The organism is Streptomyces sp. NPDC107559 (genome assembly GCF_055657365.1).
In genome coordinates, this window is the sequence record NZ_JBVKBD010000012.1 from 24,910 (window position 1) to 43,401 (window position 18,492).

Here is an 18,492-nt window from a genome sequence, read left to right on the forward strand (position 1 = left end):
GGATAAACCGCTCGAAGGAATTGTTCCGGCTGAACGCGGTTCAGGCGTAGAACGGTGGCATGACAACGCCAGCATCGATACCGGACCCCGCCGACGTCGCCCGTGACCTGTGGCGGCTGCTCGAACCGATTCACGCCGTCGTGTACTTCGCCCCGGAGCCGGTGGAGGAGTTCAGGGCGATGGGCTACCGCGGCTACTGGATGGGCTACTTCGCCGGCCGGGCCGCCCCGCTGGGCCAGGCAGGCGCCGACGTCGTGCACGCGCTGTTCTACAACTTCAGCTACGAGCGGGTGAGCCGGGCCGTGCCCGCGGCGTGGAGCTTCGCCCCGCCGGACAAGGCCCTGCACGCGCGGCTACGGGGATCCGTGGCCGCGCTCGGCCGGGCACTCGGGCCCGCGGCCGACGGCCCGGAGGTGACGCGGGCGGCACAGCTCGCGATGCGCGCCGCCCGGTCGGCACCTCTCGAAGGCCGGGCGCTCTTCGCCGCCAACCACTCCCTGCCGGTGCCCGAGGAACCCCTCGCCCAGCTGTGGCAGGCCGCGACGCTGCTCCGTGAGCATCGCGGCGACGGCCATGTCGCGGCCCTGGCCGCCGCCGGGATCGGCGGCCGCGAATCGCACGTCCTGCAAGCCACCGCACGGGGGATCCCCCGCGAGGTCTACACGGTGGCCCGCGACTTCGACGAGGACGAGTGGACCGAGCGACGCGACGCGCTGACCGCGCGGGGGCTGATCGAGGACGGGCGGCTGTCCCGGCGCGGACAACAGCTCACCGCCGAGGTCGAGGCACGCACCGACCGGCTGGCGGCGACCGCCTACGACGCGCTCGGCACCGAGGAGACCGATGAACTCCTGCGGCTGCTGCGCCCGCTGACCCGCGCCGTGCTGCGGGAGGGCGACATCCCGCTGGACAACCCGATGGGACTCGACCTGCGCGCGGACCCCGGCCGGCCGTGACGTGGCGACGGCCGGCCGCGACGTGACGGCGGTCGGGGCACGGGTTGTCAGGAAGCACCGCGCGGGTGCGTCCGCCGTGCCCCCACCGCCGGGTCCTACAACGTGGCGGTGGTCTGCTGCCCGGACGCGCTGCCCACGAGCCACTGGTCCCACGGCAGGTTGAACGAGGCGTAGCCGTTGTCGGCCGAGGCCTTGGCGCGGGGCGAACCGGTGATGGTGATCGGGTCGCCCTGCTTGACCTGGCCGTAGAACCACTTGGCGTCCGACAGGGACAGGTGGACGCAGCCGTGCGAACCGCGGGCGCTGCCGCTGCCCGGGTTGGGGTCTCCGGTGGAGTAGTGCACGTACGTACCGGACTGGGTCAGGTGGACGTCCCAGGGCAGGGTCAGGTCGTAGTAGTTGGGGCTGCCCTTGTCGCAGCTGATGCCGACGCTGCAGGAGGTCATGTGGACCTTCTCCTGCTTGTCGATGACGGCCATCGTGCCGTTCCACGTCGGGTACTGTGCGCTGCCCGCGTTGATCGACAGGGTGCGGACCGGCTTGCCGTTCCTGGTCACCTTCATGGTGTGGCCGGTCACCGAGACGTCCGCGCGTACGTCGTCGCCGATGGTGAAGGAGTGCGTGTAGCTGCGTACGCCGTAGCGTCCGTTGCCGTTGCTGACACCCTTCATGTCGACGTCGATCTTCACCTTCGTACCGGAAGGCCAGTAGTTCTGCGGCCGCCAGTCGGCGCGCTGGTCGCCGAACCAGTGCCAGGCTCCGGCCACCGGCTGCGAGGCGCTCACCTGCATGTGCTTCTCCACCGTGGCCCGTGCCTTCGCCGCCACCGGGTTCGTGAAGATCACCGAGATCGGCATGGCCACACCGACCGTGGTGCCCGTCTGCGGGGTGATCGTCTCCAGCAGCATGGGCGGACCCGCGGGCTTCGTCGGTGACGCACTGGCACTCGCACGCGGTGTGCCCGATGCCTTCGCGTCGTCCCCGCCGGCCTTGTCGCTGCCGCCCCCGCCGCAGGCACTCGTGCCCACCAGCACCGCAGCCGTGACGAGTGCGATGCCTATGCCGCTCCTACGCCGTCGCACGCCCTGCCTCGCTCTCTCTCGCTTCGGCCCTGACGGGCCCGACTCCCTCTCAGACAGCGAGTGCCCACGTTCCAGTTGCCATGCGTCACGTAAAGCGTGTCCCAAAAAACGGTGCGCCACCGGATCCAGGACAGTGGGATGAGAGGGGGAGAGCCTCGGCACCCGGCAGGAACCGGCGCGGCATCGTCCGGGACGGGTGCCGTGCCGGTTCCTGCGGGCCTGTACCGGTGGGCCGGTGCGGAACTCAGCCGCCGCTCTTGCGCCGGAACGAGCGCTGGCTCGCCGCCGGGCCGTGCGTGCCGCGCACCTTCGACGCCCCGGGGCTCGCGGCGAGTTCGGCGGCGTCCGCCTGCTGGGCACGCTTGCGCGCCAGGGCCTCGCGGAACTTGGCCTTCAGGTCGTACTGACCGTCGTCGTCGGGTGCCAGGGCAGGAGACTCGGTCTCGGCCGGCTCCGCACCCTCTTGGGATGGAGACTCTGTAGTCACGGGGACCTCCTGGGATCTGGCAGTGGAATGCACAGCTTGGCATGCCGGGACCCGGATGAGGCATCCGATTTCGGTACCGCGGACGGCGGCCACGATTCGACGGCGGCCGCGGACGCCTCGGCGCGTCGCGGGAGGCGCCGGTCGGACCTGCGGACAAAATCTGATTATGACCGATACCACGAAAGCAGTTCTTGAGGGCGGCCCCGACGGTCTCACGGAACGGATCGTCTCGGTTCCCGCGTCGGGGCTCGACATCAAGGTCCCGTTCAACGGGGGATACGAGCACTTCAGGGTCACGACGCGTCAGCAGGACACCGAGCACGGCAAGTTGCCCGTGTACGAGTGGTGGGAGCGTACGGAGCTCCCGGGGTAGGCAGGGCCGGGCAGGTGCGGTCGGGGCGCCGGTGCCGGCCCGGCCGGCGGGCCGGGCCGGGTGGAGGTTCTTCGTCAGGGCTGGGTGACGGGACGCATGGCCAGGCCCTCGGTACCCGCCCAGTAGGTGACCCGCTGGCCGTCGTCGGCCTGGAAGGAGGCGACGGGCATGCGTACGCCGACCGGCCTGCCCGCCTCGCTCTCGCCGCCGGGGCTGCCGAGGCCGAGGGTCATGGACTTCACGTCGTAGGTGTCCCTGTGACCGCCGGTGGCGAGCAGGCCGGCGTACGCCTTCTCGCCGGGAGCGAGGGTGAGCACCTCGCCGGGGTCGGTCTCCTTCTTGACCGGCGTCGGTGCCTTGGCGCTGCCGAGCGTGACCTCGGGGGCGCCCTGGATGTCGCACTTCCTGCGGCCGGTGTTGGTGACGACGAGGAGGAGGTGGCGAACCGGCTCACCCTTCGCGTCGTAGTTCGTGGCGGTGACCGACAAGTCCTGCAAGGTGCACAGGAGGATGCCGGAGCTGTCGTCGCCGCCGGCCGCCTTGGCGGTGCTGCCGCCCTGTCCGCTCTCGTTGCTGTCGCTGCCGCTGCCGCTGTCGCCGCCGGGCCGGGTCGAGGTCTTCGCGTCCGACGTCGTCGCGCTCGACGCCTTCGCACCCGCCGGCGTCGCGCCCGTCGTACCCGGTGTCGTGGTGCTCGTCGCGCCGGGCCGGGCGGAGGACCTGGATTCGTCCGTGGTGCCGCCCGAGCCGGACTGGCACGCCGCTGTCGTCAGGAGCGCGACGGCCACCGCGGCACCCAGGGCGTAGGGCTGCCAGGCGTTGGAGCTCTTGGTCTTCTCTCGGGCAGCGGCGTTCATCGGGGTCCCCCTGTGGTCGGTCGTGCGTGGTCGGCCGTCGAAGCGACGGCGGACCGATTCTGCACCGGAGATCTCCCTCAACTCGCAGGCTGCGGGCTCCTGTTACCGATCAAGGACAGGTTCGCCGCAAGGTCACAGGCGTCGGTCGTCGGCCCCGGCCGGGACGGCCGACCCGGCTGTCATGCGGTGGTGTCGGCGGAGGGTGCCGGTGAGGCGTGCACGCCTGCGCGGTAGGCGCCGGGGGTGGTGCCCATGGTCTGGGCGAAGGCGTGGACGAACGCGCTGGTCGTCGCCCATCCGCAGGCGTGCGCGGTGTCGGTGACCGAGGCGCCCTCGGCGAGCATGACCATCGCGTTGAAGATCCGGGCGCGCGTGCGCCACTGAGGGAAGGTCATGCCGAATTCGTCGCGGTACAGACGCGAGAGGGTGCGTTCACCTGTGTGTACGCGGTCGGCGAGCTGGGCGAGGGTGTAGGGGTGGCGCAGGTTCTCCTCGATCAGACGGCAGGCTTCGGCCAGTCGTCGGTCATGGGCGGAGGGCACGGCGACGGGCTGGGCGGTGACGCGGCGCAGCCGGTCGCGCAGCACCGCTTCCAGGTGGTGGTTCTCGGTCTGTGTGAGGGCGGTGCCGGTGAGTGCGATGAGGAGTTCGCGTACGAGGGCGTCGACGGCGATGACCGTGGGGCGCTCGGTGTCGAGCAGGGCCGTCGTGCCCCGGGCGGGAAAGCCGATGGCGTGGAAGCGGCTCCGGCCGTAGAAGCGGTGTTCGTGCCAGGTGTTCGCCGGGATCCACAGGGCTCGGTCGTTGGAGGCGATCCAGGACCCGTGCTCCGTCGAGATGGCGAGGACTCCGGAGCTGACGTAGATCAGCTGGTGGTCGTCGTGGCGGTGCCGTTCGATCGTGTCGCCGCCGCCGTGGGCCTCGGTCTTGGTGGGCGCGACGGGCATGTGGCGGATCTTCGACATGGGTAGGCAGAATACGGGAAGCGCGCCTGGGGTGCCGTTGAGCATCGTGGAGCCGTGACAGCGATACAGGAAACAGGCACGGCGCGTGAGGCCGGTGACCGGCCGGAGCAAGGACCCTGGCGCCGGATGCGGATCTGGGCCGGCGCCCATGCCGTCGACGACTTCTACCAGGGACTGGTGCCCGCCGCCGTCCCCTACTTCGTGCTGCAACGCGACTTCAGCTATGTCCAGGCCTCCGGGCTCGCCCTTGCCGCCACCCTGGGCAGCGCGCTGCCGCAGGTGCCGATCGGGCTGCTGGCCGACCGGTACCGGCTGCGATGGATGTCGCCGCTGGGGATCAGCCTCGCGGGGATCGGGGCCGGCCTGTCGGGGCTCGCGCCCTCCTATCCGCTGGTGTTCGTGCTGCTGCTGATGGCCGGTCTCGGTATCGCGATGTTCCATCCGCCGGCGGGGCGGGACGCGCGCCGCGCGGCCGGAGGCAGTGCCACCGCGATGAGCTACTTCGCCGCGGGCGGCAGCGTGGGCTTCTTCGTGGGCCCGGCGCTGGTGACCCCGGCCCTGGACGGCCTCGGGGTCGGTGCGACGGCGCTGTTCATTCCCCCTGCAGTGCTCATGGGCTTCGTCCTGCTGCGCCATCACCAGCGCACGGCGGGCGCGGCGGCCAGGAAGGTGCAGCGTCAGGGCGCGGACCGGCCGTGGCTGTTCGCGGCTCTGACCGCGGTCGAGGTCGTGCGCTCCACGATCTCGACCGGGCTGAACACGTTCATCTCGCTGTACTGGATCCGCAGTCTGGAGGCGAGCAGCGGGCTGGGCGGTACGGCGCTGACGCTGGAGCTCGGTGGTGGTGTGCTCGGCACGCTGCTCGGTGGCCGGCTTGCCGACCGGGTCGGCATGGTGCGCACGGTGCAGATCGGGAATGCGGCCATGCTGCCCGCCCTGTGGCTCATGCTGGTGTGCGACGACAAGTACGCGGCGCTGCCGACGGCGTTGCTGGTGGGGCTCGTCTCCAACATCCCGTTCGCGGTGCTCATCAAGCTCGGCCAGGACTATCTGCCCAGCCGTCCCGGGACCGCGGCGGGTGTCACCCTCGGCCTCGCGGTGAGCGCCGGCGGACTGTTCATGCCGCTGCTGGGCATCGTCGCCACCCATTACGGCCCCCGAGGCGCCCTCATCGTGCTCGCCACCGTTCCGGTGCTGGCCGTGCTGCTCTCCACCGCCCTGCGAGAGCCCACGCACCAGGAGCCCGAGGTCCTGACCGCCCCGGCCGGGTCCACCTGATTCCCCTCTCGCAGGACCAGGCTGATGCGCCGTTGCTGCTGGTGCGCGGACCCGGCGGACCCGTACCGGGCCTTCTCGTGGGGTGCGGTGCCGTCGGGTCCCCTCAGCGCGGCTGGTGGCGTTGCGCCGGGTGGGAATCCGAGGTGCCGCGGGGGACGGTGTCCCAGGCGGCGCCGACGGAGGGCGCGGCCGCCAGGCCGAGACTGCCCGCGCCGATGAGCAGGATGCCGATGATCTCGGGTACGAGGCGCGCACCGAGCTCGATGTGTTCCGCGAACAGCGCCCAACCCAGGGCGACACTCGTGATGGCGTCACCCAAGGTGAGGGCGGGCTGCGACGCCGTCAGCGATCCGGCACGGAAGGCGGCCTGCAGCAGCACGAAACTGATCAGGCCGATGACGGCCGTCCCCCACAGCGACCAGTGGGTGAACACGCCCGCCGGCCCTTGGTCCCGTCGTCCCACGACCTCCTTGAGCAGCGCGGCGGTCATCGCGAACGACATCGCGGCGGCCAGGCCCAGCAGCGCTGCCCGCGGGCCGCCCCGCGTCGGACGGCTCGCCAGCACGAGGGCCACCACCACGGCGAGCACGACCCCCCCGGCGGTCAGCCAGGAACCGTCGGATGCGGTCCTGCGCCCGGCGGAAGGGGAGGCCGCGGTGAGGAAGAGGGCCAGCCCGACTCCGAGGGAGGTGAACGCCGACCAGGTACGCAGATCAGGGCGGCGGTGGAACACCAGGCTGCCCACCACCAGGGTGAACAGGAGCTCACTGGCGAGCAGCGGCTGGACGACGGACAGACTGCCCACGGCGAGGGCCCAGGCCTGGAACACGGTGGACAGGATCAGCAGACCGAAGCCGGCGAGCCAGTGCGGCCGTTGCAGCACGCGCGTCAGCCACCGCACGGCGTGCCGGGCACCGGCCCGGCTGTCGGACTCCTCGGCGGCGGCCCGGCGTTGCAGGACCGAGGCCGAGGCGTTGCACAGCGCCGCCAGCAGGGCGAGGACGACCGTGAGCGCTCCCACGGGCTCCTCATCCGAATCTGGCGGCGAGGCACCGGTACAGCCCGGGCGCCCCGCCCCGCACCCGGGCGGGCAGCCGGAGCCAGCCCGGCACGTACACCTCGTCGCGACCGCGTCGTACGGCGCTCCAGACCGCGTCGGCCACCCGCTCCGGGGCCACCGGCCGGGGCCGGGACCGCAGGTAGGGGACCCCGCGGCGGGCGAAGAAGGGAGTGTCCACCACACCCGGGATCACATGGCTGACGCCCACGCCGGTGGCGCGCAGTTCGTACCGCAAGGCGTCGGCGAAGACGCCGAGCGCGGCCTTGACCGCGGAGTACACGGCCTCCTCGCGTACGGCGACGCTGCCGGCCACGGAGCCGATCAGCACGATGCGTCCGGAGTCCGCCTGTGTCATGTGGGGGACGAACTGCCGTACGAGATGCAGGGTGGAGAGCAGGTCCACGGCGACGACCTCCTCGATGGCGGAACTGGGCATGGTCGTGAAGTTGCCCGCCCAGCCCACCCCGGCACAGGCCACGATCAGGTCGGGCCTGCCGACCTGGTCGAGGACGAAGTCGCACAGGAGCCGGTCGGTGTGCGGGCGGGTGAGGTCCGCGGGGAAGGCCACGGCCGACGCCTGTGCGGCCACCCGGTTCAGCCGGGTGGGGTCGCGTCCGTTGAGGACCATGTCCCAGCCGCCCTCGGCGGCCAGCCGACGGGCGACGGCCGCACCGATACCGGAAGAGGCGCCCGTCACCAGGGCCGAGCCGCGCAAGCGGGTTGCCCGGTGCGTGGTGCGCGGGTGCGCTGCCGGGGCAGAGCCGGGCGCGGGCACAGCCGTGGCTGTCCCGTCTGCGTGGTGAGGGGCGTGAGACATGGGCGGACCTCGCTGCACTGGTGGACAGGAAGAAGCTGCTTCGGCAGTGCCTCCTCGGAACCGGTGCGAGGGCATCCCGGCCTCCGCTGCCGCCGCTCCAGCTCATGGACGTCCTTTCACCTTGGCACACCGACATGGACAAAGCGGACTTCACCGGCGGTCGACAGAGGGCCGGCGCCGGGTCCCGCCGGGCGCGGGCAAGCTTGTGACCTCGGCGATCGCCTCGGGCGAGGGGTGGCAGCGGCGCCATACGTTCCTGAACTCGCGGCACCGCGACCGCGCCGTGCGCACCGGCAGGCTGGCCGCTGCCTCACCGGGGGGTGAGAATGAAATGCCGGTACCCGTGCGGGACCGGCTCGTGCCTGTCGCCCGCCGACGGCACCGAAGTCCAGTGCGGCCGAATTCCGAGGATTCATGGCTGTTCACCCGTCCGCTCGCCACGAGGCGGCCTCGGCGCCGGAAGCCGAACGGGTGCTGCTGGTCAGCGCAGGCATGGGAGCCGGGCACGACAGTGTGGCGGCCGAGCTCGCCCGTCGCGTCCGGGCCGAGGGGAAGCAGGCGCACGTCGTCGATGTGCTCGCGCTGCTGCCCTGCGGTCTGGGGACGGGACTGCGCGGGTTCTACGCGGCCTGCGTCCGAGGCGCCCCGTGGGCCTACGAGGGCATCTACGAGCTGTTCTTCAGGCTCGGCGCCGGCCGTCGCCCGGCCGGCACCCCCTTGGCCCGGCTCGCCGCCGACGCCTTCATGACATCCGTGTGCCGGTCGCGCCCCGACGTGGTGGTTCCGGTCTTCCATCTCGCGGCACAGCTGACGGGGGAGCTGCGGGCCGCCGGTGTGCTGCGCGTGCCCAGCACCGTGATGATCGTCGACTTCGCGGTGCACCGGCAGTGGCTGCATCCCGGCAACGATCTCCATCTGTGCGTCTCGGACGACGGCGCCCGCCAGGTGCGCCGGTGGCTGGGCGGAGCGGCGGAGACGGTCGGCCCGGTGGTGGACCCGCGCTTCTTCGGTGACGCAGGAGACGAAGGGGCGCCCACCTGGCGCGAACACCTGGAAAGCCGTGGGGCCGGGCGCCCCGCGGTGCTGGTGTCGGCCGGCGCCTGGGGCGTCGGCTCACATCTGCCCGACACGGCTCGGCTGCTCGCCGGGCGAGGTTTCCTGCCGGTCTTGCTCAGCGGGCGCAATGAGCGGTTGCGCCGGGCGCTGTCCCGTACACCCGGTGTGCTCGCGCCCGGCTGGGTGACGGACATGCCCCGGCTGCTGCGCGCCTGCGCCGCGCTGGTGGACAACGCGGCCGGGCAGACCGCAGTCCAGGCGCTGGCGGCCGGTGTGCCCGTGGTCGGGTACCGGCCGCTGCCCGGACACGGGGCGGAAGGGGTACGGCGGATGGCCGCCCTCGGGCTGTGCGACCTCGCGGCCGACGCTACGGGCCTGCTCGGGTCGCTCGACCGCCTGACCACACCGGGCCCGGAGCGGGATCGACGTATCGCGGCGGGAAGGGCGGTGTTCCGGGACGACGTGCTCGCGCGAGTGATCGCCCGGCCGGGTCCGCGGTGTTCACCCTGAGCCCCGGCCGGAAATCCCGGCGGCGGCACCGCGGCCGCGTCCCACCGGGCAGTGCTCGGCGAGCGGTCCCACCGCCAGCCCCGCCGCGTGACAGCCGTTCACGATGTCCGGGAGCGCCGCCAGGGTGGAGCGCCAGCAGTCCGCCGCCGCGACGCGGTCGGAATCGTGCAGGAGGACCGTGCCGCCGGCCCGTAGGTCGGCGCCGACCAGCGCCCGTACCGAGACGGCAGTGGCGTCGTCCGTCCAGTCCTTCCCCCAGGCGCTCCACAGGACCGTCCGCAGCCCCGCCCGGTGCGCGGCCGCCCAGCGTCCGGAGGTCAGGATCCCGAAGGGCGGGCGGTACCAGCGCGGGCGTTGCCCCGCGAGGCCGTGCAACGCCTCCACGGAGCGCATGACCTCGCGTCGGTCGCGGGCGGGCGAGGGCAGCCAGGGGCGCTCGTGCGTCCAGCCGTGGACGGCGAGTTCGTGACCGCGCCCGGCCATCTCGCGGACGAGCGCCGGATACCGCACCGCGCTCTCGCCCAGCAGGAAGAAGGTGGCCCGGACACCGAGGTCGTCCAGGGCATCGAGGAAACACGGGGTGGAGCCGGGGTCGGGTCCGTCGTCGAAGGTCAGGGCGATGTGGTTCGGGCGGCCGAGGCCGGCCAGTCCGGGGAAGAACCGGTGCCGCAGCCCGGGGAGCCAGGTGGCGGCGGGTCCGATGTGGGCCGCGGCCACGGTGACGAGGGGGAGCAGTACGCCCGTGGACATGCCGCGCACGGGCGGGGGGCGGGTCGGCCGGGTCATCGACGACGTACCTCCTCGAACGGCTGCGGACCGGCGGCGCTCGACCATCACGGCCGCAGCTTGGGTCCCCCGCACACGGAGAGGCTCGCCTGCGGCGGGGACGGTCCTGACGGTGCCGAGGTAACCAGCACGCCCGTCGCCAAACCCACGCCCGCGTCGCCACAACCACGCTCGTCGCCACAGCCGCGCTCGTCGCCACACCTCGCTGTCGCCCGGAAACCGAAGCCTGTCGCACCGGTGGAGCCACAGCGCACGGCTCTGGACTTTTTAGGTCAATCAAGTTGTCATAAGAGTCCACGGGAGGGCCGCAAGAGGGCCTGCCGCAAGTCCCCCAGAGATCGGAGCCCGGGTGAGCGCCTTCGACGGCACGGACGACGCGGCCCCCGCCGACCGGCTCGCGGCCGGACGGCGGCGCCGTACGACGCGGACGGGCACCGTGCTCAGCCAGGAGTTGATCGTGCAGACGGCGATCCGCCTGCTGGAGCAGCCGGGCAACGACGCGCTGAGCGTGCGGCGTCTGGGGATCGCCCTGGGGGCCGACCCCTCCGCGCTGTACCGCTATTTCCGAAGCACCGACGATCTCGTCCTCGCGGTCGCGGACGAACTGATCGGGATGAGCCTGAAGGATGTGCGGATCACCGGCGACTGGCGCGTGGACCTGCGCCGTATCGGTACGGACCTGCACCGCACGTACACCGCCCATCCCCAGGTCGCGGTGCTGACGGCGTCCCGTGTCACCCGCCGGCCCAACGAGATACGGGGGGTCGAGATCGGTCTGGGCATCCTGCGCGACGCCGGCTTCGGACCGGAGGACGCGGCCCGGTACTACCACCGGTTCATCGACTTCGCGCTGGGCTTCGCCGCCATCGACGCGGCCGCCCACGCGCTCCCCACGGAAGCCGGTGCGGCCGACCGCGCGGCCTGGCAGGGGACGTATGCCTGTCTGCCCCCCGACCGGTATCCCCGCATCGCCGAATCCGCGCACACCCTGGCGCGGACCATGAGCACCAGCGCCTACCCGGGTGCGCTGGAGGTCTTCCTCGACGGAGTGCAGGCCGCACTGGACCGGCACGGCAGGTGAGGGGGGCGCGGCCGCTCCGCCCGGGTCGCGCCCCGGTGAGGCGGAGGGCCGTTACCCACTTTCAGGTGACGGCCTGCTCGGTCCCGGCATGGCGTGGCACGGCGGTCGGGCAGGGTTCCCCAACGCCTGCACGGGACGGGCGGCCTGACGGGGTGCCAGGGACGGACACTCGGAACATACATGGGTAATGCATCCAAGAGTCACGGAAATGTGGTCAACGTGTAACAGCGGCCGGTTTTCCACTCGAAGTCGGTGCATTACGGACAGAGTGTGCGTGCGGCCGCAAAAAGGGGCCGCGACCTCGTACATCGCGCCGGTGCCCCGGCGGCCGGCACGGCCGCTCAGGGGCAGGCGCCCGCACCGTCAGGGGGACTTCATGTCCACTTCTGTCTCTGTCACCGCCCGCTGGATCTCTCCTCGCCGTCTGGCCGCCGCCGCGCTGGCGGCGGGCGCCATGGTGGGTGTGGCGGCGCTGCCGGCGTCCGCGGCCGGAATGGCCCGGCCGTACGAGTCGCTGGTGGAGATCACGGCCGTGCAGGCCGATTCCCCCGGGCGTGACGTGCGTTCCGACCGCTCGCTGAACAAGGAATGGGTCGAGCTGACCAACAGCACGCGCCAGACCGTCAACCTCGACGGCTGGACCCTGCGTGACAACGTCGGCCGTACCTACGTCTTCCACCACTACCGTCTCGGCGGTCGCGACACGGTCCGTATCCACACCGGTCAGGGGCGTGACACCCGCACCGACCTGTACCAGGACCGCCGCGACCACGCCTGGGACAACTACCGCGGCACCATCACCCTGCGCGACGAGCGCGGCCGCTTCGTCGACGACGAGTCCTGGGGCCGCTACCGCCACCACGGCGACGACCGTCGTCACGGCGACTACCGCCACCACGGCGACTACCGCCACCACGGCGACTACCGCCACCACGGTGACGACCGTCGTCACGGTGACTACAGCCACCACGGTGATGACCACCGTCACGGCGACTACCGCGGACACGGTGACGACCACCGTCACGGCGACCACCGCGGACACGGGAACGACCGTCACTGACCCCGCGCACCGCACCGCACGTCCGGCCGGCTGAACGCGCCACCCGGGCACGGTGGTGACGAAACGGCGGCGTGGCGGGTCCCCGCAGGGGCCCGCCACGCCGCCGCCGTCCGGCGGGGCCGCAGGCCGGGCAGCGGTGAGGCTCCCTCGCCGACCTGGGTTGTTCACGTTTCACCTGCTAGTATCGATCTTGAGCTGGTCGGCCGAAAGCGCGCCGGTCCGCGATGCGTTGGTGGTCCAAGGAAAGACGTCCCGCTTCCTGCGGGGAAATGCAGGTGCAAGGCCTGCCCGGCGCTCTGTGAAGACCCTGTCCCGCGTTCCGTGGGGCGGGGTCTTCTGCTGTCGGCGGTGGGCCGCCAGGGCGGGATGCCGTACTTTCGTGTGCACCGGCTCGAACACGCGGGAGGGGACCGCTTGTGGCAAGCCCCCTGATCGAGACCAAGCTGTACCGCCCCCGGATACGGCAGGGCGTGGTGGCGCGCCCCCGCCTGGGCGAACTCCTCGGCCGTGGGTCGAAGTCGAGGATGACCCTGGTGTCGGCCCCGGCCGGCTTCGGGAAGACGACGGCGGTCGCCGAGTGGCTGGCGGGCGCAGCCGTCGGCGGGCGGCGCGCGGCCTGGCTGTCCCTCGACGCCCGCGACAGTCAACCCGCGTCGTTCTGGACCTACTTGGTCACCGCCCTCCAGCGCGCCGCGCCCGGTGTGGGCGCCGGTGCGCTGCCGCTGTTGCAGTCGGCCCCGACGTCGGTCGAGACCGTCCTGACCACCGTGCTCAACGAACTCGGTGCGCTGAGCGACCCGCTCGATCTGATCCTCGACGACTACCATCTCGCCGACACTCCGGACATCCGGACAGGCATGACGTTCCTGCTCGAACACCTCCCGCCGCAGGTGCACCTGGTGATCTGCACCCGCGCCGACCCGGCGCTGCCGCTCGCCCGGCTTCGAGCCCGCGGCGAACTGGTCGAACTGCGCGCCGCCGACCTCCGCTTCACCGCCGACGAGACGGCCGCCTACCTCGACGAGGCCGTCGGACTGAAACTGATCGCGGCGCACGTCGAGGCGCTGGAGCAGCGTACCGAGGGCTGGATCGCCGCGCTGAAGCTGGCGGCGCTCTCGCTCCGCGGACGCGAGGACGTCTCCGATTTCGTGGCGGGCTTCGCGGGTGACGACCGGTATGTCGTCGACTACTTGGTCGAAGAGGTCCTCGGACGCCAGAGCGACGACGTGCGCGACTTCCTGCTCCGGACGTCCGTCCTCAACCGCCTGCACGGCCCGCTGTGCGACGCCGTCACCGGACGGCAGGACGGCAAGGCCATGCTCGAAGTCCTCGACCGGGCCAATCTGTTCGTCGACAGACTCGACGACAGGCGCCGCTGGTACCGCTATCACCATCTCTTCGCGGACGTCCTGCGCACACATCTGGTCGACGAGCGCCCCGACGAGGTCGCGAGCCTGCACCGACGGGCCGGCCAGTGGTACGCCGACGCCGGCGAGCCGGTGCCCGCGGTCGGCCACGCACTCGAGGCGGGAGACGTCGACCGGGCGGCCGACCTCGTCGAACGCGCGATCCCCGCGTTGCAGCGCGACCGGCAGGAGGCCACCATCTGCGGCTGGATCAAGGACCTCCCGGACGACGTCGTGCGCGTGCGCCCGGTGCTCGCCGTGGGTCTGGTCGGCGCGCTCATGACGCGCGGCGAGTTCGAGGGGGTCGAGGACCGTCTGGACGGGGCCGAGCGGCTGCTCGACGACTGCGGACAGTCAGGCCCGGCAGCCGAACCGGTCGTGGCCGACCGCAGTGCGCTGGCCCGGCTGCCCGGCGCGATCGAGATGTACCGCTCCGCCCTTTCCCTGGCGCGAGGCGACTCGTCCGCGACCGTGCGCCACGCACAGCGGGCCATCGACCGGGCAGCCCCGGACGACCACGTGGTCCAGGCGGCGGCAGCGGCCCTGTCGGGGCTCGCCAGTTGGGGCAGCGGCGACCTGGACGCCGCCCACGCCTCCTACTCCGCAGCCGTCGAGGGCCTGCTGCGGGCGGGGTATGTCGCGGACGTGCTGGGCTGCTCGATCACGCTGGCCGACATCCGCATCACCCAGGGCCGGCTGACCGACGCGCAACGCACCTACGAACGGGCCCTGCGGCTGGCCGCCGAGGCACCGGACACCCTGCGCGGCACCTCGGACATGTACGTCGGGCTGTGCCAGATCGCCTGGGAACGCGGAGACGCCGCGGCCGCGACCGGACATCTGCAACGAGCGCGGCAACTCGGTGAGCTCGCCGGCCTGCCGCAGCACCCCTACCGGTGGAGGGTCGCTCAGGCCCGGATCCTGGACGCCGAGGGCGATCAGGCCGGCGCCCTGGACCTGCTGGAGGAAGCGGAGCGCGTCTACACCGGCGACCTCTCCCCGGACGTACGACCGGTCCCGGCCACCCGGGTGCGGCTGCTGCTCACCCACGGAGACCTCGGCGAGGCCCGCGACTGGGTCCGCCGACAGGGCCTGACCACGGACGACGAGCTGTCCTACGTACGCGAGTACGAGCACATCACCCTGGCCCGCATCCTGCTCGCCGCCCACACGGCCGACCCTCGCGGATCCGCGCTCGGCACCGCCGCCCCCTTCCTCCAACGACTCCTGACGGCCGCCGAGGCCGGCGGACGCACCGCCGCCGTCATCGAGATCCTCGTACTGCAGGCACGGGTCCATGACGCCCACGGCGACTCCGCCGCCGCGCTCGCCGCCCTGGAGCGGGCCCTGACCCTGGCCGAAGCGCAAGGCCATGTCCGCGTCTTCGCCGACGACGGACCGCCGCTCACCGCGCTGCTCACCACTGTCGTGCGGCAGCGGCCCGGCTGGGCGTACCCGCGCCGGCTCCTGGACGCGGCCCGCCGGACCGGTGGCGCCACCGGCGAGGCGACGGGCACGACGTCCGCGGCCACGCGGCACGCACTCGTAGAACCGTTGAGCGAGCGCGAGTCGGAGGTGCTGCGGCTGCTCGCCGGTGACCTCGCCGGCCCGGACATCGCCCGCCGGCTCCATGTGTCCCTGAACACCCTGCGCACGCACACCAGGCACATCTACACCAAGCTCGGGGTCAACAACCGGCGGGAGGCGGTCCGGGTGGCCGCACGCCTCGGCCTCATCCCCCGCGCACCCGGCAGCTGAAAAGCCGGAGAAGGGCCTCCTGAGGACCCGGCCGCGCCATCACCACCTCGGTCACCACATCTGGTGACGACCGCTCACCACACTGCTTGAGACCTTGCGGTCGGCTTCCTGACCCGCAAGGCCCGAGGAGCGTCATGAGCACTCCCACGACCGGTCCTCAGGACCGTCGTCCCAGCTGGTACGAGATCCGGCTTCAGGGCCGTCTCGACCCCCGCTGGGCGACCCGGTTCGACGGCATGACCCTCACCACCGACAGCGACGGGACAACCCTTCTCCAGGGCCCCGTCGTGGACCAGGCGGCACTGCACGGCCTGCTGCACAGGCTGCGCGACATCGGCCTCCCGCTGGTCTCGGTCGCCCGGGTGGAGACGGGCCCACGGGAGGACGACCCGACGAGGCGCCCACCCCGCACATCCGAGAACTCAGAACCCGGAGACTGACATGACCAGCACCCTACCGACGGACTCTGCCGCACACGCACGGACCGACCGGACGAGGAACCACGCCCGCGCGGCCGGAGCGTTCTACCTGATCACCTTCGTGGCATCCATTCCCGCGCTCCTGCTGATCGCCCCTGTCCTGGACCACGCCGACTACATCACCGGCGCAGGCGACGACACCCGTGTGCTGTGGGGGTGTCTGCTCGACCTGATCAGCGCCCTGGCCTGCATCGGCACCGCCGTCGCGGTCTTCCCCGTCGTCAAACGGACCAGCGAGGCCCTGGCCCTGGGCTTTGTCACCGCACGCCTGGTCGAGGCCGCGGTCATCCTGACCGGCGTGGTGAGCCTGCTGTCCGTGATCACCCTGCGCCAGGACCTCACCGGCGCGACCGGTCAGGACGCGGCGACACTGGTCACCACCGGGAAGGCGCTGGTGGCCGTCCGCGACTGGACGTTCCTGCTCGGCCCCGGCTTCATGCCCTGCATCAACGCCCTGCTGTTCGGCACGCTGCTGTACCGTTCCCGGCTGGTGCCACGCCTCATTCCCGTCCTGGGCTTCATCGGAGCACCGCTGCTCCTGACGTCCGGCATCGCGACCTTCTTCGGCCACAACGACCAGCTCTCCGCGTGGTCGTTCCTGGCGACCCTGCCCATCGCCGCCTGGGAACTCGCGGTCGGCATCCACCTGCTCGTCAAGGGCTTCAGGCCCGCGGCCCCCACCGCCGACCAGGCCTGAACAGCGCGCGGCTCCGTCGGCTACGAGGCGGCAGCCGCGCGTTCCTGGACGTGCGCGTAGGCCATGAGGCCGAGCAGGACCGCCAGCAGGACGGCCGAGGAGCCGGCGGTGCCGAGGTCCAGCCCGCCCTTGGCGGCCGGCTTGGTGAGGAAGTCGCCCGCCGTCGCGCCGAGCGGGCGGGTGAGGACGAACGCGATCCAGAACAGGAGCACGTTCGGCACCACGGGCACCTTCATCAGCGCCACCAGGACGGCGAGCGCCCCGGTCACCAGCAGCGCGCCGCCGGCATACCCGAGGCCGGAGCTGTCCGAGAGGAAGTCGCCCATCGAGGTGCCGAGCGTGTTGGAGACAAGGATCGCGGACCAGAACAGGGCCTCCCCGCGGAACGTGACGATGTCGCGGATCTGGAAGGTCATCCCGCTCAGCCGCCAGATCGCGAAGATGACCACCAGGACCGACAGCAGGATCGCCGCGCCGGACGGGTAGCCGAGGCCCAGGCCCTGCGGCCCCCAGCCGAGTGAAGTGGCGCCCACGGAAAGATACTTGGAGCTGGCGTCGCGGTTCATGAAGTCGGACATGGTGGTGCCGGCCATGCTGGTCGACAGGATCACCGTCCAGTAGAAGAACGGGTTGTAGCGGCTGGAGCGGAGCTGGACGACCAGCGTCACCACGAAGATCAGGAATAGGGCGATCGTCGTGAGGAAGTAGCCGAGTCCCAGGGTCTGGGAGAAGAGGTCTCCGGCGGTCTCGCCCAGCGTCGTCGCGGCGACCTTCATGATCCAGAACGCGAGGGTGACTTCGGGCAGTTTCTTCATCACCGAGGTGGTCGGAACCGCGACATCGAGGTCGGTGAGGACTTTCGGCTGCTGCAAGGTGGGGGGCTCCTTGTGTGTCGTACGGCAGGGCGCTCGCCCCGCGCTGGGGGCGCGCCCTGCCACGTGAGCGACCGTGCCGACACGATCGCGATCGACGACCGTCGCAGCGCCGGCCTGAACACATCCTGAACGCCTGCCCCGTGCCTGCTCGGGCGGTGTGGCGCACGGGGTACCGGGACGGCGCCACGCCGTGCGGCGGCATCGCCGGACGCACGACGGGGCCGGGGCGCCGGCGAAGGCGTACGACGGGCCGGTGGCCATCGCGACCACCGGCCTCGCCGTCGAGCTCCGAGAGCCTGGCCTCAGGCGTCGGGACCGGATTCGGGGAGGTCCGCGGAGATGCTGTCGATGGTGCCGTCCGAGAGGACCGTCGTGTGGACATGGACGGGCCGGATCGGGTTGGGCGGGACGAACGACCCCGGCGGGGAGATCTTCAGGAAGCGCGGGAAGACGTTCAGCGGGCTGACCGGGTCGGGCGGCCAGGCGACGATGCTGCGGTCGCTGCCGACGAAGCGGTAGTGGCCGCCGGTGCTGCGTCCGATGCCGGTGGTGTTGCGCAGCTGACTGGTGATGGCGGCGGTCCCGCCGCCGCCCGCGTTGGCCACCGTGACGACGGTGATGCGGATACGTCCGCTGATGTCGACCGGCTCCGGAGTGGTCGACAGAGTGCCGTTCAGGGCCAGCTCCACGGTGCGCTGGTGGATGACCCGGGCGGAGGTCGAGGCGGAAGCCGTCGCCGTCGGGACCGTCAGCCCGAGCAGGGCGACGAGCAGGAAGATCTTGCTGAGGGCACGCCGAGAGTGGCCGCGCATGAGTGCTCCTATCAGTGAGGCGGGACCGTATGACCGCCCCCTCCCGCCGGACGGGTCCAGCCTGACCAGGCAGGCGGGCCGATGTCCCGCCGGACCG

The 18,492-nt window shown here is 71.9% G+C and carries 18 protein-coding genes; 9 read left to right on the top strand and 9 right to left on the bottom strand.

Annotated features, from left to right (window positions below):
* Window positions 1-59: 59 nt before the first annotated feature.
* Window positions 60-956: an SCO6745 family protein gene (locus tag ACZ7OY_RS29955; RefSeq protein ID WP_471914288.1), complete on the top strand. Its 897-nt coding sequence runs from the start codon at window positions 60-62 to the stop codon at window positions 954-956.
* Between the two features lie 95 nt (window positions 957-1,051).
* Here ACZ7OY_RS29955 and ACZ7OY_RS29960 read toward each other — a convergent pair whose 3' ends face one another.
* Both ACZ7OY_RS29960 and ACZ7OY_RS29965 read right to left on the bottom strand, forming a co-directional pair.
* Window positions 1,052-2,038, bottom strand: a complete 987-nt coding sequence (locus ACZ7OY_RS29960; protein WP_471914289.1) for a L,D-transpeptidase — start codon at window positions 2,036-2,038, stop codon at window positions 1,052-1,054.
* Between the two features lie 244 nt (window positions 2,039-2,282).
* Window positions 2,283-2,525: a DUF5302 domain-containing protein gene (locus tag ACZ7OY_RS29965; protein ID WP_471914290.1), complete on the bottom strand. Its 243-nt coding sequence runs from the start codon at window positions 2,523-2,525 to the stop codon at window positions 2,283-2,285.
* A 166-nt stretch (window positions 2,526-2,691) separates the two neighbouring features.
* Between ACZ7OY_RS29965 and ACZ7OY_RS29970 the strand changes: the two genes are divergently transcribed.
* Window positions 2,692-2,898, top strand: coding sequence for a DUF5988 family protein (locus tag ACZ7OY_RS29970; RefSeq protein ID WP_471914291.1), 207 nt, complete (start codon window positions 2,692-2,694; stop codon window positions 2,896-2,898).
* Window positions 2,899-2,972: 74 nt separating this feature from the next.
* Here the strand turns inward: ACZ7OY_RS29970 and ACZ7OY_RS29975 are convergent, their stop codons facing one another.
* Entirely contained in the window at window positions 2,973-3,755 is a 783-nt protein-coding gene (locus tag ACZ7OY_RS29975; RefSeq protein WP_471914292.1) for a DUF4232 domain-containing protein, read from the bottom strand.
* Window positions 3,756-3,934: 179 nt separating this feature from the next.
* Entirely contained in the window at window positions 3,935-4,720 is a 786-nt protein-coding gene (locus tag ACZ7OY_RS29980; RefSeq protein WP_471914293.1) for an AraC family transcriptional regulator, read from the bottom strand.
* A gap of 126 nt (window positions 4,721-4,846) precedes the next feature.
* Between ACZ7OY_RS29980 and ACZ7OY_RS29985 the strand changes: the two genes are divergently transcribed.
* Window positions 4,847-5,998, top strand: coding sequence for an MFS transporter (locus tag ACZ7OY_RS29985; RefSeq protein WP_471914485.1), 1,152 nt, complete (start codon window positions 4,847-4,849; stop codon window positions 5,996-5,998).
* Between the two features lie 103 nt (window positions 5,999-6,101).
* Here the strand turns inward: ACZ7OY_RS29985 and ACZ7OY_RS29990 are convergent, their stop codons facing one another.
* Complete coding sequence (locus tag ACZ7OY_RS29990; RefSeq protein ID WP_471914294.1) at window positions 6,102-7,019, bottom strand: DMT family transporter; 918 nt, start codon at window positions 7,017-7,019, stop codon at window positions 6,102-6,104.
* 7 nt (window positions 7,020-7,026) lie between these two features.
* Entirely contained in the window at window positions 7,027-7,875 is an 849-nt protein-coding gene (locus tag ACZ7OY_RS29995; RefSeq protein ID WP_471914295.1) for an SDR family NAD(P)-dependent oxidoreductase, read from the bottom strand.
* A gap of 414 nt (window positions 7,876-8,289) precedes the next feature.
* Here ACZ7OY_RS29995 and ACZ7OY_RS30000 point away from each other — a divergent pair, with 414 nt between their 5' ends.
* Window positions 8,290-9,441 carry an MGDG synthase family glycosyltransferase gene (locus tag ACZ7OY_RS30000; protein WP_471914296.1) on the top strand — a complete coding sequence of 384 codons (1,152 nt, stop codon included), beginning with the start codon at window positions 8,290-8,292 and terminating at the stop codon, window positions 9,439-9,441.
* Here the strand turns inward: ACZ7OY_RS30000 and ACZ7OY_RS30005 are convergent.
* The gene (locus tag ACZ7OY_RS30005) at window positions 9,433-10,227 is read right to left on the bottom strand and encodes a polysaccharide deacetylase family protein (RefSeq protein WP_471914297.1); all 795 of its coding nucleotides are present in this window, start codon (window positions 10,225-10,227) and stop codon (window positions 9,433-9,435) included. The genes ACZ7OY_RS30000 and ACZ7OY_RS30005 overlap by 9 nt on opposite strands.
* Before the next feature lie 349 nt (window positions 10,228-10,576).
* Between ACZ7OY_RS30005 and ACZ7OY_RS30010 the strand changes: the two genes are divergently transcribed.
* The 5 genes from ACZ7OY_RS30010 to ACZ7OY_RS30030 all read left to right on the top strand — a co-directional run bounded on the left by ACZ7OY_RS30010 (window position 10,577) and on the right by ACZ7OY_RS30030 (window position 16,708).
* Window positions 10,577-11,308 (top strand): TetR/AcrR family transcriptional regulator, encoded by a 732-nt coding sequence (locus tag ACZ7OY_RS30010; RefSeq protein ID WP_471914298.1) that lies wholly within the window; start codon window positions 10,577-10,579, stop codon window positions 11,306-11,308.
* Window positions 11,309-11,684: 376 nt separating this feature from the next.
* On the top strand, window positions 11,685-12,368 hold the full coding sequence (locus tag ACZ7OY_RS30015) for a lamin tail domain-containing protein (protein WP_471914299.1): 684 nt from the start codon (window positions 11,685-11,687) through the stop codon (window positions 12,366-12,368).
* Between the two features lie 416 nt (window positions 12,369-12,784).
* On the top strand, window positions 12,785-15,532 hold the full coding sequence (locus ACZ7OY_RS30020; RefSeq protein WP_471914300.1) for a winged helix-turn-helix domain-containing protein: 2,748 nt from the start codon (window positions 12,785-12,787) through the stop codon (window positions 15,530-15,532).
* Between the two features lie 134 nt (window positions 15,533-15,666).
* Entirely contained in the window at window positions 15,667-15,972 is a 306-nt protein-coding gene (locus tag ACZ7OY_RS30025) for a hypothetical protein (RefSeq protein WP_471914301.1), read from the top strand.
* A 1-nt stretch (window position 15,973) separates the two neighbouring features.
* Window positions 15,974-16,708, top strand: coding sequence for a DUF4386 domain-containing protein (locus ACZ7OY_RS30030; RefSeq protein ID WP_471914302.1), 735 nt, complete (start codon window positions 15,974-15,976; stop codon window positions 16,706-16,708).
* 20 nt (window positions 16,709-16,728) lie between these two features.
* Here ACZ7OY_RS30030 and ACZ7OY_RS30035 read toward each other — a convergent pair whose 3' ends face one another.
* Both ACZ7OY_RS30035 and ACZ7OY_RS30040 read right to left on the bottom strand, forming a co-directional pair.
* On the bottom strand, window positions 16,729-17,580 hold the full coding sequence (locus ACZ7OY_RS30035) for a COG4705 family protein (protein ID WP_471914303.1): 852 nt from the start codon (window positions 17,578-17,580) through the stop codon (window positions 16,729-16,731).
* A gap of 305 nt (window positions 17,581-17,885) precedes the next feature.
* Window positions 17,886-18,395 carry a hypothetical protein gene (locus tag ACZ7OY_RS30040; protein ID WP_471914304.1) on the bottom strand — a complete coding sequence of 170 codons (510 nt, stop codon included), beginning with the start codon at window positions 18,393-18,395 and terminating at the stop codon, window positions 17,886-17,888.
* Window positions 18,396-18,492 lie beyond the last annotated feature (97 nt).

Coding starts and splice junctions, on each gene's coding strand:
- ACZ7OY_RS29955 (WP_471914288.1), top strand. CDS start 60: ATGACAACGCCAGCATCGATACCGGACCCCGCCGACGTCGCCCGTGAC.
- ACZ7OY_RS29970 (WP_471914291.1), top strand. CDS start 2,692: ATGACCGATACCACGAAAGCAGTTCTTGAGGGCGGCCCCGACGGTCTC.
- ACZ7OY_RS29975 (WP_471914292.1), bottom strand. CDS start 3,755: ATGAACGCCGCTGCCCGAGAGAAGACCAAGAGCTCCAACGCCTGGCAG.
- ACZ7OY_RS29980 (WP_471914293.1), bottom strand. CDS start 4,720: ATGTCGAAGATCCGCCACATGCCCGTCGCGCCCACCAAGACCGAGGCC.
- ACZ7OY_RS29985 (WP_471914485.1), top strand. CDS start 4,847: ATGCGGATCTGGGCCGGCGCCCATGCCGTCGACGACTTCTACCAGGGA.
- ACZ7OY_RS29995 (WP_471914295.1), bottom strand. CDS start 7,875: ATGTCTCACGCCCCTCACCACGCAGACGGGACAGCCACGGCTGTGCCC.
- ACZ7OY_RS30000 (WP_471914296.1), top strand. CDS start 8,290: ATGGCTGTTCACCCGTCCGCTCGCCACGAGGCGGCCTCGGCGCCGGAA.
- ACZ7OY_RS30005 (WP_471914297.1), bottom strand. CDS start 10,227: ATGACCCGGCCGACCCGCCCCCCGCCCGTGCGCGGCATGTCCACGGGC.
- ACZ7OY_RS30015 (WP_471914299.1), top strand. CDS start 11,685: ATGTCCACTTCTGTCTCTGTCACCGCCCGCTGGATCTCTCCTCGCCGT.
- ACZ7OY_RS30025 (WP_471914301.1), top strand. CDS start 15,667: ATGAGCACTCCCACGACCGGTCCTCAGGACCGTCGTCCCAGCTGGTAC.
- ACZ7OY_RS30030 (WP_471914302.1), top strand. CDS start 15,974: ATGACCAGCACCCTACCGACGGACTCTGCCGCACACGCACGGACCGAC.
- ACZ7OY_RS30040 (WP_471914304.1), bottom strand. CDS start 18,395: ATGCGCGGCCACTCTCGGCGTGCCCTCAGCAAGATCTTCCTGCTCGTC.